The organism is Azotobacter tropicalis, assembly GCF_059739045.1.
The window spans coordinates 3946214-3961366 of the sequence record NZ_AP046059.1 but is presented as its reverse complement, the minus strand read 5'-3'; the positions used below and the strand labels follow the sequence as shown (position 1 = coordinate 3961366).

The window sequence follows — 15153 nt, the reverse complement described above, 5'->3', positions numbered from 1 at the left end:
TCGGCGCAGGGGCGTCGGAGGCGTCAGAGCCCTTTCTTGAGGCTGGCCTCGATGAAGTCGTCGAGATCGCCGTCCAGCACCGCGTCGCAGTTGCTGTTCTCGATGCCGGTGCGCAGATCCTTGATCCGCGACTGGTCGAGCACGTAGGAGCGGATCTGGTGGCCCCAGCCGATGTCCGACTTGGTATCTTCCAAGGCCTGGGCCGCGGCGTTGCGCTTCTGCACCTCCAGCTCGTAGAGCTTGGCGCGCAGCATCTTCATCGCGCGGTCCTTGTTGGCGTGCTGGGAACGCTCGTTCTGGCAGCTCACCACGGTGTTGGTCGGCAGGTGGGTGATGCGCACCGCGGAGTCGGTGGTGTTCACGTGCTGACCGCCGGCGCCGGAGGAGCGATAGGTATCGATGCGCAGATCAGCCGGGTTGATGTCGATCTCGATGTTGTCGTCGATCTCCGGCGAGGCGAACACCGCGGAGAAGGAGGTGTGGCGGCGGTTGCCGGAGTCGAACGGGCTCTTGCGCACCAGGCGGTGCACGCCGATCTCGGTGCGCAGCCAGCCGAAGGCGTATTCGCCCTTGACGTGCACGGTGGCGCTCTTGATGCCGGCGACCTCGCCCTCCGACAGCTCGACGATCTCGGTGTCGAAGCCATGCTTGTCGGCCCAGCGCAGGTACATGCGCAGCAGCATGTTGGCCCAGTCCTGGGCCTCGGTACCGCCGGAGCCGGCCTGAACGTCGAGATAGGCGTTGTTGGCATCCATTTCGCCGCTGAACATCCGGCGGAACTCGAGCTTTTCGAGGATCCCGCGCAGGCGCTCGACCTCGCTGGCGACGTCGCTCACCGCACCTTCGTCGTTTTCCTCGACGGCCATGTCCAGCAGGTCGCGGGAGTCGGCCAGGCCGCCGGCGAGCTCGTCGAGGGTCTCGACGGCCAGCGCCAGTTGGGCGCGTTCGCGGCCCAGGTTCTGGGCGTATTCCGGGTTGTTCCAGACGTTCGGGTCTTCCAGCTCGCGCTCGACCTCGGTCAGACGATCACGCTTGTGATCGTAGTCAAAGATACCCCCGAATGGTCTGGGTGCGTTCGGACAGGTCCTTGATGCTGTTGACGATTGGGTTGATTTCCATGGTGGGCAGCACTCGCGGTCGGACAGTTCGAAAAGCCCGGGAGTATAACGCAGCGGGCCGTGGCTGACAGCCCGCGCGTCCGCACGCATGCCGCGCCAATCGGGCTCAAGCGGCCCGGGCCTGGCTCTCCAGCTCCGCCTTGAGTTGCGGGTCGAGCTTCAACTGCCGCGCCAGCTCGTCGAGGTAGGCGCGCTCCATATACTGCTCCTCGTCGACCGCCAGAAGACTGGCGAGATAGATCTCGGCAGCCAGCTCGGGCGTGTCGGCGGCCCGGGCCACATCGGCCGGGTCCAGCGCGCTGTTCAATTCATCATGCAGCCAGCGCTTCAGTTCGTCGTCTTCGGCGACCCTCGCCAACTCGGTTTCGATCAACTGGCGCTCGCGTTCATCCACGTGTCCGTCGGCCTTGGCCGCGGCGACCAGCGCCTTGAGCACGGCCTGGCTGTGCCCTTCGGCCTTATCCGGCGGCAGGCGGTCGAGGGTCTGCGGCTCGTGCCGGAGAGCGCCAGCCTGCTGCGCCTGCCAGTTGCTGAAGGCCTTGTAGGCCAGCATCCCGAGGGCGGCGAGACCGCCGTAGGCCATGGCGTTGCCGCCCAGCTTGCCGATCCGCCGCTTGCCGAGCAAAAGACCAAGGGCCCCGGCAGCCAATGCGCCCTTGTTCCCGCCGCCCATCAGGCTGCCCAGGGAACCACCGCCGGCGCCGCCGAGAATGTTGCCGAGCACGCCACCGCCAGCTCCGCTCCTGCCGCCGGGCCGTGGCTGACCCTGCCGGCGAAAGCTTTGGGCGGACCGGAGAAGTTGGTCGAGCAATCCGCTGGTGTTCATCGCGCAGTCTCCTCTAGGTCGAGAAGCGAAACCGGCACCGTCAGTCGAGCTCGCCGGGCTCGCGAAACGGCGTATCACGATGCGCGGCCCGCACGTACTGTGCAGGCCAGGGCACTGTCTTGTCGCCGAGAAAGTCCGCGGCATGCAGCGGCCAGTAGGGATCGCGCAGCAGCTCGCGGGCCAGCAGAATCAGGTCGGCCTGACCGGTGCGCAGGATGTGCTCGGCCTGTGCCGCCTCGGTGATCATGCCCACCGCGCCGGTGGCGATTTCCGCCTCGCGACGCACCTGCTCGGCGAAGCGGGTCTGGTAGCCCGGGCCGATGGGAATCTCCGCGGTCGCCGCAGTACCGCCGGAGGACACGTCGATCAGATCGACGCCCAGCGCCCTCAGGCGCCGGGCCAGCTCCACCGTCTCCTCCGGGTTCCAGCCCTCCTCCACCCAGTCGGTGGCCGACAGGCGGACGAACAGCGGCAGGGTCGCGGGCCACACGGCACGCACCGCCTCGGTCACTTCCAGCAGCAGGCGGATGCGGTTGTCGAAGCTGCCGCCGTACTGGTCCCGGCGCTGGTTGGACAGCGGCGAGAGAAACTGATGCAGCAGATAGCCGTGGGCAGCATGCAGCTCGGCGACCTTGAAGCCGGCGGCCAGGGCGCGCTCGGCGGCGCGCACGAAGGCCTGGACGATTTCGCCGACGCCGGCCTCGTCGAGCGCGCGGGGCACGGTGTGGCGGGGATCGAAGGGAATCGCCGAGGGACCGACCGGAATCCAGCCGCCCTCCGCGGGCGGCACGCTGCCCGGGCGACCCAGCCAGGGCTGCCAGACGCTCGCCTTGCGCCCGGCATGGGCCAACTGAACGCCGGCCAGCGAGCCTTGGGCCTCGATGAAGGCGGTGATCCGGCGCAGCGGCTCGATCTGCTCGTCGCACCAGAGGCCGAGATCCTGGGCGGAGATCCGGCCCTCGGCGGCGACCGCGGTGGCCTCGACGATCACCAGCCCCGCGCCGCCCACCGCGCGGCTGCCCAGATGCACCAGATGCCAATCGTTGGCCAGCCCGTCGCGGGCCGAGTACTGGCACATCGGCGATACCACGATGCGGTTGGGCAGGGTCAGCTGACGCAGGGTCAGGGGCTCGAACAACAGGCTCATGGCAACACTCCCTTGGATCCTAACGAATGGTCATACTCCAACAACTCTAGACGGGACCGGGCCTTCGTTCTGGCGCACATGCGCCACCGAAGCGAGAAGACCGGCACGCCCGGCGAGCCTGCTCAGCGCGCCGCGAGGTGCACCACCACCAGTTGCACGCTCTCCTGCCCGCGATACTCGTTGACGTCCAGCCGGTAGGCCAGCTCGACCCAGCGTACCGTGGGGTTCGGCCATTGCTCGCGGTCGACGTTGAAGGCGATGGCGTCGAGCTGCACGGCGCCGCAGTCGCTGCGCACCACCAGCTTCAGATGGCGCTCGCCGAGCAGGCGCTGCTGGACGATCTGGAACACTCCGTGGAACAGCGGCTCGGGGAAGTGCTGGCCCCAGGGACCGGCCTGGCGCAAGGCGCGGGCCAGGTCGAGGTGGAACTCCTCGACGCCGAGCTGGCCGTCGGAGAGCAGCCGCCCGGTCAGGTCGTCGGCACTGAGCTGGCGGCGCACCTCGGCGTCGAAAGCCGCGGCGAAGGCGGCGAAGTTCGCCTGCGGCAGCGACAGTCCGGCGGCCATGGCATGCCCGCCGAACTTGCTGATCAGTCCCGGCTGGCGGGCCGCCACCGCATCCAGCGCATCGCGGATGTGGAAGCCCGGCACCGAGCGCGCCGATCCCTTGAGCAGGCCGTCGCCGGCATCGGCGAAGGCGATGGCCGGACGGTGGTAGCGCTCCTTGAGGCGCGAGGCGAGGATGCCGATCACCCCCTGGTGCCAGTCCGGCTCGAACAGGCAGAGGCCGAAGGGCAGCGCCTCGACCGGCAGCTCCTTGAGCCGGGCCAGGGCTTCGCGCTGCATGCCCTGCTCGATGGCCTTGCGGTCCTGGTTGAGCTGGTCGAGCTGCACCGCCATGTCGCGGGCCAGCCCTTCGTCCTCGCAGAGCAGGCACTCGATGCCGAGGGACATGTCATCGAGCCGCCCGGCCGCATTGAGCCGCGGCCCGAGAATGAAGCCGAGATCGGTGGAGGTGATCCGCCGGTGGTCGCGCCCGGCCACCTCGAGGAGCGCGCGCAGCCCCGGCCGTGCCCGTCCGGCGCGGATGCGTGCCAGCCCCTGGTGGACCAGGATGCGGTTGTTGGCATCCAGCGGCACCACGTCGGCGACGCTGCCCAGGGCGACCAGATCGAGCAGTTCGGCCAGGTTCGGCTCGCTCCGCCCGGCAAACCAGCCCAGCTCGCGCAGACGGGCGCGCAGCGCCAGCAGCACGTAGAAGATCACCCCGACGCCGGCCATGGCCTTGCTGGGAAATCCGCAGCCCGGCTGGTTGGGATTGACGATGGCGTCCGCCGCCGGCAGCTCGCGGCCCGGCAGGTGGTGGTCGGTGACCAGCACGCGCAGGCCGGCGGCCCTGGCCGCGGCCACCCCGTCGAGGCTGGAGATGCCGTTGTCCACCGTCACCAGCAGCTCGGGCCGGCGCTCCAGAGCCACGGCGACGATCTCGGGGGTCAGTCCGTAGCCGTACTCGAAACGGTTCGGCACCAGGTAGTCGACCTGCGCCGCGCCGAGCAGGCGCAGACCGAGCACGCCGACCGTGCTGGCGGTGGCACCGTCGGCGTCGAAGTCGCCGACGAAGAGGATGCGCCGGCGCTCGTGCAGCGCCTCGACCAGCAGTTCCACCGCCGCCTCGATGCCCTTGAGCCGCTGGTAAGGAAGCAGGCGTGCCAGCCCCTTGTCCAGCTCGGCAGCGGTCTGCACGCCGCGGGCGGCGTAGAGGCGGGTCAAGAGCGGCGGCAGGTCGCCCAGGTCGGGCAGCGGTTCGGGCAGCGGGCGGGGTTCGATGCGCATTGAAATCGTAATTCTGCAGGGCGGGAACAGCCCGCCGGATTCGAAGCCTGGCGGGTAGCCCCGCCCCCATGGAAAAACGCCGATCAGCGCTCGCCGAGCAGCCACTCCAGGGGAATCTCGTGCTGGCCGCGCTCGTCGGTGACGAACAAGGCACCGTCGCTGATCATCACGCTCCAGCTGAGCGAGCGCGGCAGGTCGCGGGCCAGCGCCTCCAGCGCCTCCTGCCCCACGGCCGCCACGCTGAGGTTCTTGAGGCCCTTCACCGCCTCCAGCACCTTGCCCTGCCAGACCCGCAGGCTGCCATAGGCCAGCAGGCTGACCCGCTCGGCGCGACGCGAGCACCAGGTCAGGCGCTCGGCATCCGGCTGGCCGACCTCGATCCAGTGCAGGATGCGGTCGTCCAAGCTCTTCTGCCACAACGCCGGTTCGTCGACGTCCGACAGGCCGCGACCGAAGGCCAGTTGCTCGTCGTACCAGAGGGCATAGGCGATCAGCCGCACGGCCAGGCGCTCCTCGGTCTCCGAGGGATGCCGGGCGACGGTGAAACGCAGGCTCTCGTAGACCCCGCGATCCAGGTCGGTGAGGTTGAGTTCGACTTTGTAGGGGGTGGCTTGCAGGGCCATGGCAGGCGTCCGGTCCGGTCCGAGGGGCGGCAAGTGTACCCCGAATCCGGGACGCGGGCTGCAGCGCTCAGTCGGCGAAGCACTCGACCCGGTTGCGCCCCTTGGCCTTGGCCCGGTACAACGCCTGGTCGCCCAGCGCCAGCAGACGCGACAGTTCGTAGCCGGCCTGCACCGTGGAGGCGATGCCGATGCTGACGCTGACGCGCACCGCCGGCTCCAGCACCAGATCGCTGCAGGCCTGACGGATGCGCTCGGCCACCTGTAGCGCCACCGCCTCGTTGGCTCCGGGCAGTAGGCAGGCGAACTCCTCGCCCCCGATGCGTCCACAGATATCCTGCTGCCGGATGCCCAGCGCCAGCAGGCGCCCAAAGGCGACCAGCGCCGCATCGCCCATGGCATGCCCATGGGTATCGTTCAGCCGCTTGAAATGGTCGAGGTCGCAGAGCAGCAGGATCACCGGCCGCCCCTCGGCGGCGCAGCGGGCCAGCAGGGCCTCGCCGCCGACGGTGAAGGCCCGACGGTTGCCGATATCGGTGAGCGGATCGCGATAGGCCACTGCGCGGTAACGCTGTTCGGCGCGCTCGCGGACCATGGCGAGGGTAACGAAGGCGATGCCATTGGCGAACAGAAAGGCCTCCAGCACCAGCCAGGCCATGAAGCTGGCGCCGTTTTCGCTCCAGGACTGACCGATGGAATCGCCGCGGTCGAAGAGCAGACGCAGGCAGTAGAAGGCGCCGTGCACGCCCATCAGCCCCAATGCCGGCACGACGGAAACCGTCAGGGACGCCCGGACACGCCACAGCTCCCAGGCCGCCAGGGCGGTGTAGAGGAGGACGAGCAGGTTGCTGACCGATACCCGCAGCGGCAGCGAGGCCAGAAATGTCGGCCACAGGCAGAGCAGCCCCCAGAGCAGGACCCCGGCCAGGACTCCCGGCCAACAGGCCGGCCTTCCGGCGAACGCGCGCGAAGCCGTCCATCCCAGCCCCCCGACAGTTGCAACAGCATGTTGCCGAGCACGATGGACAGGGTGTCGATCCCGATGCCGCGCAGACAGCCCAGCAGCAGTCCGAAAGCGGCCAGCAGCAGCGTGCTGGCCATGTAGCCGAGGGTCGACTCGCTATCGCTGCGCCACCAGGCATGCACCATCAGTAGGCCCAGCAGGGTGAGCACGTAGATAACCGTCAGCAGCAGAGTGGGCAGATGCAGGATCATGGGCGGGCCGGAGCCGGGACCGGAAGGCGGAACTTTACGTGTGCCGCCGGCAGGGCGCCAGAACCTGAAGGCCACGCCTGGACTGTTCGGGTACGACAGCACGGGTTAGAGTCGCCGCATCGCCCAGCCGACGGAACCCATTCCATGCCCAGCCCTGGCAAACCGCTCGCCGGCCTCAAGGTGATCGAGCTCGGCAGTTTGATCGCCGGCCCCTTCGCCGCGCGCCTCTGCGCGGAGTTCGGCGCCGAGGTGATCAAGGTCGAGTCGCCCGACGGCGGCGACCCGCTGCGCAAGTGGCGCAAGCTCTACGAGGGCACGTCGCTGTGGTGGTTCGTGCAGGCACGCAACAAGAAGTCGATCACCCTCAACCTCAAGCATCCGGACGGCCTGGCGATCCTCAAGCAGTTGCTGGCCGATGCGGACATCCTGATCGAGAACTTCCGCCCCGGCGTGCTGGAAAAGCTCGGTCTCGGCTGGGAAGAACTGCATGCGCTCAATCCCAAGCTGGTGATGGTGCGCCTGTCCGGCTTCGGCCAGAGCGGGCCGCTGAAGGAGCAGCCGGGCTTCGGCGCGGTCGGCGAGTCGATGGGCGGCCTGCGCTACATTACCGGTTTCGAGGACCGTCCGCCGGTGCGCACCGGCATCTCCATCGGCGACTCGATCGCCGCGCTGTGGGGGGTGATCGGCGCGCTGATGGCGCTGCGGCATCGCGAGGTCAACGGCGGCCAGGGCCAGGTGGTGGACGTGGCGCTGTACGAGGCGGTGTTCGCCATGATGGAAAGCCTGGTACCGGAGTTCGACGTGTTCGGCTTCATCCGCGAGCGTAGCGGCAACATCATGCCGGGCATCACGCCCTCCTCCATCCACACCTGCGCCGACGGGCGTCACCTGCAGATCGGTGCCAACGGCGACGCGATCTTCCGGCGCTTCATGCAGGCCATCGGCCGTCCTGATCTGGCCGACGACCCGACGCTCGCCGACAATGCCGGTCGCGATGCGCGTCGCGACGAACTCTACGGAGTGATCGACCGTTGGGCGGCATCGCTGCCGGCAGACCAGGCCCTGGCCCTGCTCAACCACGCCGAGGTGCCGGCCAGCCGCATCTATTCGGTGGAGGACATGCTCGCCGACCCGCAGTTTCTCGCCCGCGAGATGTTCCTCTCCGCGCGCCTGCCGGACGGCAAGCCGTTCAAGATGCCCGGCATCGTGCCCAAGCTGTCGGAGACACCCGGCTCGGCGGACTGGGTGGGGCCGGCGCTGGGCGAGCACACGGCCGAATTGCTGCAGGCGCTCGGTTACAGTGCAGAGCGGATCGCCGCCCTGCGCGAAAACGGAGCAGTCTGACCGCCGGGCTTGCCCTGCCCGGAGCCCCACACGCAAGGCCCCGCAGTCGTCACGGGGCCTTTCGTCGCTCACCGGCTCAGAACACGGCGCTCTGCCGGGCGCATTGCCCCCGCTCCAGCGCCGCGATCACCTTGGGCGAGAGGCGCCCTTCGAGGATACGCAGGTCACGATGGAGACCATCCACCACATCGATGAGCAACCATTTGTCCATCAATTGCACCGGACGGAGCAGACGCTCGATCAGGACCTCGCCGGCGCCATTTCGCAACGTCAGCAACCGACCTCCATCCGGGCGAACCGCTCCCATATCGATCTTGTAAGGCGCCAGCGCCTCGACCAGCAACGCACGCGTGCTCTCCATATCCAAACACCTCAGGTGATGAGAAGGCTGCTTACAGCCTGCAAATGACTTGCCAGCACGCGGAAAGTTTCCGCCCGGCCTTGTTCTTAAGGCATCGGGGCACGGCGCTCATGGGCAGCGAAGAGACCCGCGAGCGGTCGCCATGGCCGGCCAGCGATGCCTGGACAGGCTACGGAGGGAATATGAAAGAAAAAAGCCGCCCCCCTGTCGGGGGCGGCTTCGTTGCTCGAACGTCAGCGGGCCTCAGAAGCCAGCAGCGCACCTTATAGCGGTTTGCCGCGATTGCCGTGCTGGCTGACGAAGGCCTGCACCGCCTTCAGATCGTTGGCCAGCACCGTGCAGCGCTCCTCGCGCTGGAACAGGTCGGCCAGGTGCGGCGGCAATTGCGGGACGGCGCCGATGCCGGCCTTCTCCACCGCTTCGGGGAACTTGACCGGATGCGCGGTGCCGAGGATCACCATCGGCAGGACTAGACTGCGGCGGCACTCACGGGCGGCCTTGACGCCGATCGCGGTGTGCGGGTCGAGCAGGTAGCCGGTTTCGCCGTGCACCTCGGCGATGGTGGCACAGGTCTGCTCGTCGTCCACCGCCAGCGAGTCGAACAGCCGGCGCGCCTCGGTCCAGCGATCATCCTCCACTGCCAGCTTGCCGGTAGCCTTGAACTCGTCCATCAGCGCACTCACGGCGGCCCCGTTGCGGCCGTGCAGATCGAACAGCAGACGCTCGAAGTTGGACGACACCATGATGTCCATGGACGGCGACAGCGACGGGTGCAGGGTGTCCTTGTCGTAGCGGTTGCCGGACATGAAACGGTGCAGGATGTCGTTGCGGTTGGTGGCGACGATCAGTTGGTTGACCGGCAGGCCCATGTTGCGCGCCAGGTAACCGGCGAAGATGTCGCCGAAGTTGCCGGTCGGTACCGAGAAGGCCACCGAGCGGTGCGGCGCGCCGAGCTGCAGGGCGGCGTGGAAGTAGTAGACGATCTGGGCCATGATCCGCGCCCAGTTGATCGAGTTGACCGCCACCAGCCGGGTGCCCTTGAGGAAGCCCTGGTCGGCGAAGCTGGCCTTGACCATCTCTTGGCAGTCGTCGAAGTTGCCTTCGATGGCGATATTGTGGATGTTGTCGCCGAGGATGGTGGTCATCTGCCGGCGCTGCACCTCGGACACCCGGTTGTGCGGGTGCATGATGAAGATGTCGACGTTGTCGCAAGCCTTGCAGCCCTCGATGGCCGCCGAGCCGGTATCGCCGGAGGTCGCCCCCATGATCACCACGCGCTCGCCGCGCTTGGTCAGCACATGGTCGAGCAGGCGGCCGAGCAGCTGCAGGGCGAAGTCCTTGAACGCCAGGGTCGGCCCCTGAAACAGCTCGAGCACCCACTCGTTGGCGCCCAGCTGGGTCAGCGGAGCGACCGCCTTGTGGGCGAACACGCCATAGGTTTCCTCGAGGATCTGCTTGAAGTCGGCGTCGGCGATGCAGCCGGCGACGAACGGGCGCATCACCCGGAAGGCCAGCTCGTGGTACGGCAGGCCGGCCCAGGAGGCGATCTCCTCGACGGTGAAGCGCGGCAGGTTTTCCGGCACGTAGAGGCCGCCGTCGCTGGCGAGGCCGGCCAGCAGCACGTCTTCGAAATTCAGGGCCGGCGCCTGGCCGCGGGTGCTGATGTAGCGCATGGGTGCAAACCTTCGGTTCGGGCCGCCGGCCCGGGCCGCAGCGAATCGGGCAACTGGCGGCGGGCGGCTTATAGCGGATTAGTTGAGCTGTTCGACGCGGATACGGACGACCTTGCCGACCACGCCCTCGAGCGCCTCCATGGCGGCGATGGCCTCGTCGATGCAACGCTCGCGGACCCGGTGGGTGACCAGGATCATCGGCACCAGGCCGTCGTGCTCTTCGACCTCCTTCTGCATGATCGACTCGATGTTGATACCGCGCTCGGAGAGGATGCTCGCCACCTGGGCCAATACGCCCGGGTGGTCCTTGGCCTGGATGCGCAGGTAATAGGCGCTCTCGCAGGCGGCGATCGGCAGGATCGGGTGGGCAGACAGCGCGTCGGGCTGGAAGGCCAGGTGCGGCACGCGGTTCTCCGGGTCGGAGGTCATGGCGCGGACCACATCCACCAAGTCGGCCACCACCGCCGAGGCGGTCGGCTCCATGCCGGCACCGGCGCCGCAGAACAAGGTCGAGCCCACGGCATCGCCGTTGACCATCACCGCGTTCATCACGCCATTGACATTGGCGATCAGACGGTCGGCCGGAATCAGCGTCGGATGCACGCGCAGCTCGAAGCCTTCGGCAGTACGTCGGGCGATACCCAAGTGCTTGATGCGGTAGCCCAGCGCTTCGGCGTAGTTGACGTCGGCACTGGTCAGCTTGGAGATACCTTCGGTATAGGCCTTGTCGAATTGCAGCGGAATGCCGAAAGCGATCGAGGCGAGAATAGTCAGTTTGTGGGCGGCATCGATACCCTCCACGTCGAAGGTCGGATCGGCCTCGGCATAGCCGAGCGCCTGGGCTTCCTTGAGCACGTCGGCGAAGGCCCGCCCCTTTTCGCGCATCTCGCTGAGGATGAAGTTGCCGGTGCCGTTGATGATGCCGGCCACCCAGTTGATGCGGTTGCCGGCCAGCCCTTCGCGGATCGCCTTGATCACCGGGATGCCGCCGGCCACCGCCGCCTCGAAGGCGACGATCACACCCTTCGCGCGGGCCTTGGTGAAGATCTCGTCGCCATGCACGGCGATCAGCGCCTTGTTCGCGGTGACCACATGCTTGCCGTTGTCGATGGCCTTGAGCACCAGCTCGCGGGCCAGGGTGCAGCCGCCGATCAGCTCGACGACGACCTCGATCTGCGGATTGTCGACCAGTTCGAAAACGTCGGCGGCGATGGGGGTGCCGGCGATATCGCATTTCGGATTGGTGCTGCGCATGGCGATCTGGGCAATCTCGATTTCGCGCCCGGCACGACGGGCGATCTCCTCGGCATTGCGTTTGAGCACATTGAAGGTGCCGCCACCGACGGTACCCAGTCCACAGATGCCTACTTTGACCGGTTTCACGCTGAAACTCCCCATCTTCACCGCAGAAAACGACCGGGCATGCCCCGGCCGCAGAGAAAAGAGCCGCACATTACGAAGCACTCGGCCTTTAGTCAATTGGCGCACCGCCCGCAGGGTGCCGGCGGTACGCCTTGACGGCTACCGGGTCAGTTGGTCGCCTGGGCGGCTATGGCCTGCTTGGCCAGCTGCGGAGCCGGTTGATAACCCGGGATCATATGCCCGTTGGCCAGCACCACGGCGGGAGTACCCTGCACGCCGATCATCTGGCCCAGCTCGAACTGCTTGGCCACGGGGTTGTCGCAGGTGGCCGCCGGCACCTTCTCGCGCGCCTTGGCCTTGTTCATCGCCGCCTGGCGGTCCTTGGCACACCAGACGCTGACCAGGTCCCCATAGCCATGGGAACCGATGCCCTGGCGCGGGAAGGCCACATAGCGCACCTCGACACCAAGCCGATTCAGCTCCGGCACCTCGCTGTGCAGCTTCTGGCAGTAGCCGCAATCGGTATCGGTGAAAACGGTGATATGGGTCTTCGGCTCCTTGGGCGCAAAGATCACCATCTCGCTGGCCGGTATGCCGTTGATGGTCTTCGCCACGGCCTGGCTCTCCGCCTTCTCGGTGAGATTGAGCGGCTTGCCGTCCTTGAGCTGATACAGGTAACCCTGCATAACGAACTGGCCGTCGGCACTGGCATAGAACATCCGCCCACCTTTCAGCTGGACCTGGTAGAGCCCCGCCATCGGACTCTCGGCGATGGACTCGACCGGCAGCCCTGATTGCATCTGCTGCAGGGCCTTGCGAATGGCCTGATCGGGGTCGGCCGCCAGGGCCAGAGTGCTTGCCAGGCTGAGAGCCGCGGCAGCAAAAAGGAAGGAAACGCGCATGGATACTCCGGAGGGATGGTGCGAATGGGCAGAGCCTATCATAGGCATGGCACACCGGACGGTGTATCAGCCGCGCGGATGATGCCGCGCGTGCAGCTCCTGCAGGCGTGCCCGAGCGATGTGGGTATAGATCTGGGTGGTCGACAGATCGCTGTGGCCGAGGAGCATCTGCACCACGCGCAGGTCGGCACCGTGGTTGAGCAGGTGGGTAGCGAAGGCATGGCGCAGGGTGTGCGGCGACAGGCTCTTGCCGATTCCCGCCGCCCGGGCGTGATGCTTGATACGGTGCCAGAAGGTCTGCCGGGTCATCTGTTCGCCACGCAGACTGGGAAAGAGCACGTCGCTCGGTCTGCCAGCCAGCAACCACGGCCGGGCCTCGGCCAGATAGCGCTCGAGCCAGGCGATGGCCTCCTCGCCTAGCGGCACCAGACGCTCCTTACTGCCCTTGCCGAATACCCGCACCACCCCCTGGCGCAGGTTCAGCTGCTCCAGGCGCAAGCCGACCAATTCGCTGACGCGCAGGCCGCAGGCATACAGGAGCTCGAGCATGGCTCGGTCGCGCAGCCCGAGCGGCTCAGCGCTTTCAGGTGCCGCCAGCAGCGCCTCGACGTCGGCTTCGGAAAGGGATTTTGGCAGGGGGCGGCCCAGCTGCGGCAGATCTACCTGCAGGGTCGGATCGCTGGCGATCGCCCCCTCGCGCAGCAGGTAGCGGAAGAAACCGCGCAGGCCCGACAGGAAGCGCGCCGTGGAGCGTGCCTTGTAGCCGGCATCGACCCGCCAAGCCAGATGATCGAGGATCAGCTCGCGCCCCACCTCGAGCAGTTCCAGGCCGCGCTCGCGCAGCCAGCCGTTGAACAGCTCGAGATCGCTGCGATAGGCCGCCCGGGTATGCGCCGAAAGCCCCTTCTCCAGCCACAGGGCTTCGAGAAAACGCTCGATCTGGGGATGTTCGACGGCAGACATGACGTCTCCTTGCCAAGACGGACAGAGAAGTGCCGCCAGCGGGCCGATCTCAGCCTGCTGGCGACGACATTCCACTCAGGCGGCCTCGTCCTTCTCGATGGGGAAATCGGGCAGTATCGCCCGCGGCCGCTTGTCTTCGTCGATGGCGACGAAGCTGAACACGCCGGTGATCGCCTTCTCGCGGCTGCCGCAATACATGCCCTCGACGAAGATCTCCACCTCGACCTTGCAACTGGTGTTGCCGACTTGTGTTACCCGGCCGACCAGCTCGACGATCGAGCCGCCGGGAATCGGATGCTTGAAATCGACCCGGTCCGAAGAAACCGTGACGGTCGGCAGACGACAGAAGCGCGTCGCAGTGATGAACGAGATCTCGTCCATCCAGCCCAACGCGGTGCCGCCGAACAGGGTGTTATGGTGGTTGGTGGTGAACGGAAAGACCGCTTTGGTGATGCGGGTCTCGGATAAGGCGATCCGACGCTGGATTTCTTGCTCTCTAGGGGTCATGCCACTACTTCCTGATAAAAAATAGGTGGCTGCCACTGGCGGGATGTTGTTCTTGTGCGCTGCAAGGCAGGACTAGGCGCCCGCCCGACGCGCGCAAACGAAAAAGCAGCCTTTCGGCTGCTTTTTCGAAGAGAAAAACCCCGATCAGGAGAGCTTTTCCTTGATACGTGCTGCTTTGCCGGACAGGTCGCGGAGATAATACAGCTTGGCCTTGCGCACGTCACCGCGACGCTTGACGGAAATGCTGTCGACCAGCGGGCTGTAGGTTTGGAAGGTACGCTCGACGCCCACGCCGTTGGAAATCTTGCGCACGGTAAAAGCGCTGTTCAGGCCGCGGTTGCGCTTGCCGATGACCACGCCCTCGAAAGCCTGCAGACGCTGGCGATCGCCTTCCTTCACTTTAACCTGCACGATCACGGTATCGCCCGGGGCGAAGGCCGGAATCTCTTTGCTCATCTGCTCGGCTTCGAGCTGCTGAATGATCTTGTTGGTCATCTGAATGCTCCTAAGGCAGACCCCCGGTCCGCCATCGATACGTCAACTATCGTCCCGCTGGCGAAGGTATTCCGCCAACAGCTTTTGCTCTTCTCCAGAAAGCGAGCGGCTATCCAGAAGATCGGCGCGGCGCTCCCAGGTCCGCCCAAGGGACCGCTGCAAACGCCAGCGCCGGATGTGCTCGTGATTGCCGCTTAGCAGCACCTCAGGAACACGCTTTCCCTCGTACACCTCCGGTCGGGTGTAGTGCGGGCAATCGAGCAGGCCATCGGTGAACGAGTCCTCCTCGGCGGAGCCGGAATGTCCCAACGCACCGGGCAACAACCGTGTAACCGCATCGATCAGCACCATGGCCGGCAGCTCACCGCCGGACAGGACATAGTCGCCGATCGACCATTCCTCATCCACGTGCGCCTCGATGAAACGCTCGTCGACTCCTTCATAACGGCCAGCGATGAGGATCAACGCCTCCTCCTGGGCCAGCGCACGCACCGCCTGCTGCTTCAACTGGCGGCCCTGCGGCGACAGGTAGATCACCTTCGCCCGTCCCCCGACTGCGGCCTTGGCGGCAGCCAGTGCCCGCTCCAGAGGCTGGATCTTCATGACCATGCCCGGGCCGCCACCGAACGGACGATCGTCCACCGTCTGGTGACGATCCTCCGTGAAGCTCCGAGGATTCCAGCAGTTGAGCCTGAGCAGCCCTTGCTTGACCGCTCGACTGGTAATGCCGAAATCACGGATGGCGGCAAACATCTCCGGAAAGATGCTGATGACTTCGACCTGCATGC

Annotated in this window: 14 protein-coding genes and 1 pseudogene; 1 reads left to right on the top strand and 14 read right to left on the bottom strand. The window is 66.6% G+C overall.

All coding sequences use genetic code 11. From position 1 onward, the window contains the following. Positions 1–23: 23 nt before the first annotated feature. The 6 genes and pseudogenes from prfB to Atro_RS18720 all read right to left on the bottom strand — a co-directional run bounded on the left by prfB (position 24) and on the right by Atro_RS18720 (position 6758). Positions 24–1119, bottom strand: a protein-coding gene (prfB, locus tag Atro_RS18745; protein ID WP_497924692.1) for a peptide chain release factor 2 whose coding sequence is annotated in 2 segments (ribosomal slippage) — positions 24–1046 and positions 1048–1119 — 1095 coding nt in all. Because the reading frame shifts where the segments join, the coding sequence is not laid out codon by codon here. Between the two features lie 105 nt (positions 1120–1224). Next, entirely contained in the window at positions 1225–1944 is a 720-nt protein-coding gene (locus tag Atro_RS18740) for a tellurite resistance TerB family protein (protein ID WP_497924690.1), read from the bottom strand. Between the two features lie 40 nt (positions 1945–1984). Continuing rightward, positions 1985–3091: an NADH:flavin oxidoreductase/NADH oxidase gene (locus tag Atro_RS18735; protein ID WP_497924688.1), complete on the bottom strand. Its 1107-nt coding sequence runs from the start codon at positions 3089–3091 to the stop codon at positions 1985–1987. A 122-nt stretch (positions 3092–3213) separates the two neighbouring features. Beyond that, positions 3214–4923: a single-stranded-DNA-specific exonuclease RecJ gene (gene recJ, locus Atro_RS18730; RefSeq protein WP_497924687.1), complete on the bottom strand. Its 1710-nt coding sequence runs from the start codon at positions 4921–4923 to the stop codon at positions 3214–3216. A gap of 83 nt (positions 4924–5006) precedes the next feature. Continuing rightward, positions 5007–5546 carry a YaeQ family protein gene (locus tag Atro_RS18725; RefSeq protein ID WP_497924686.1) on the bottom strand — a complete coding sequence of 180 codons (540 nt, stop codon included), beginning with the start codon at positions 5544–5546 and terminating at the stop codon, positions 5007–5009. A 67-nt stretch (positions 5547–5613) separates the two neighbouring features. Further along, positions 5614–6758 (bottom strand): annotated as a pseudogene (locus Atro_RS18720) (GGDEF domain-containing protein). A 144-nt stretch (positions 6759–6902) separates the two neighbouring features. Here Atro_RS18720 and Atro_RS18715 point away from each other — a divergent pair. Continuing rightward, the gene (locus Atro_RS18715) at positions 6903–8102 is read left to right on the top strand and encodes a CaiB/BaiF CoA transferase family protein (RefSeq protein WP_497924685.1); all 1200 of its coding nucleotides are present in this window, start codon (positions 6903–6905) and stop codon (positions 8100–8102) included. Between the two features lie 76 nt (positions 8103–8178). On the opposite strand, the gene Atro_RS18710 is transcribed toward Atro_RS18715, so the two are convergent. The 8 genes from Atro_RS18710 to trmD all read right to left on the bottom strand — a co-directional run bounded on the left by Atro_RS18710 (position 8179) and on the right by trmD (position 15151). Then, positions 8179–8463 (bottom strand): DUF3509 domain-containing protein, encoded by a 285-nt coding sequence (locus tag Atro_RS18710; RefSeq protein WP_497924683.1) that lies wholly within the window; start codon positions 8461–8463, stop codon positions 8179–8181. Between the two features lie 263 nt (positions 8464–8726). Then, entirely contained in the window at positions 8727–10136 is a 1410-nt protein-coding gene (gene thrC, locus Atro_RS18705) for a threonine synthase (protein ID WP_497924681.1), read from the bottom strand. A 78-nt stretch (positions 10137–10214) separates the two neighbouring features. Further along, positions 10215–11519, bottom strand: a complete 1305-nt coding sequence (locus tag Atro_RS18700; protein ID WP_497924679.1) for a homoserine dehydrogenase — start codon at positions 11517–11519, stop codon at positions 10215–10217. Between the two features lie 146 nt (positions 11520–11665). Beyond that, positions 11666–12400, bottom strand: a complete 735-nt coding sequence (locus tag Atro_RS18695) for a DsbC family protein (protein WP_497924677.1) — start codon at positions 12398–12400, stop codon at positions 11666–11668. 66 nt (positions 12401–12466) lie between these two features. Continuing rightward, positions 12467–13363 carry a site-specific tyrosine recombinase XerD gene (gene xerD, locus Atro_RS18690; RefSeq protein WP_497924674.1) on the bottom strand — a complete coding sequence of 299 codons (897 nt, stop codon included), beginning with the start codon at positions 13361–13363 and terminating at the stop codon, positions 12467–12469. 75 nt (positions 13364–13438) lie between these two features. Then, the gene (locus Atro_RS18685) at positions 13439–13870 is read right to left on the bottom strand and encodes an acyl-CoA thioesterase (RefSeq protein ID WP_497924673.1); all 432 of its coding nucleotides are present in this window, start codon (positions 13868–13870) and stop codon (positions 13439–13441) included. Positions 13871–14014: 144 nt separating this feature from the next. After that, entirely contained in the window at positions 14015–14365 is a 351-nt protein-coding gene (gene rplS, locus Atro_RS18680) for a 50S ribosomal protein L19 (protein WP_497924670.1), read from the bottom strand. Positions 14366–14407: 42 nt separating this feature from the next. Further along, a complete protein-coding gene (trmD, locus tag Atro_RS18675; protein ID WP_497924668.1) occupies positions 14408–15151 on the bottom strand; it encodes a tRNA (guanosine(37)-N1)-methyltransferase TrmD in 744 nt (247 codons plus the stop codon). Positions 15152–15153 lie beyond the last annotated feature (2 nt).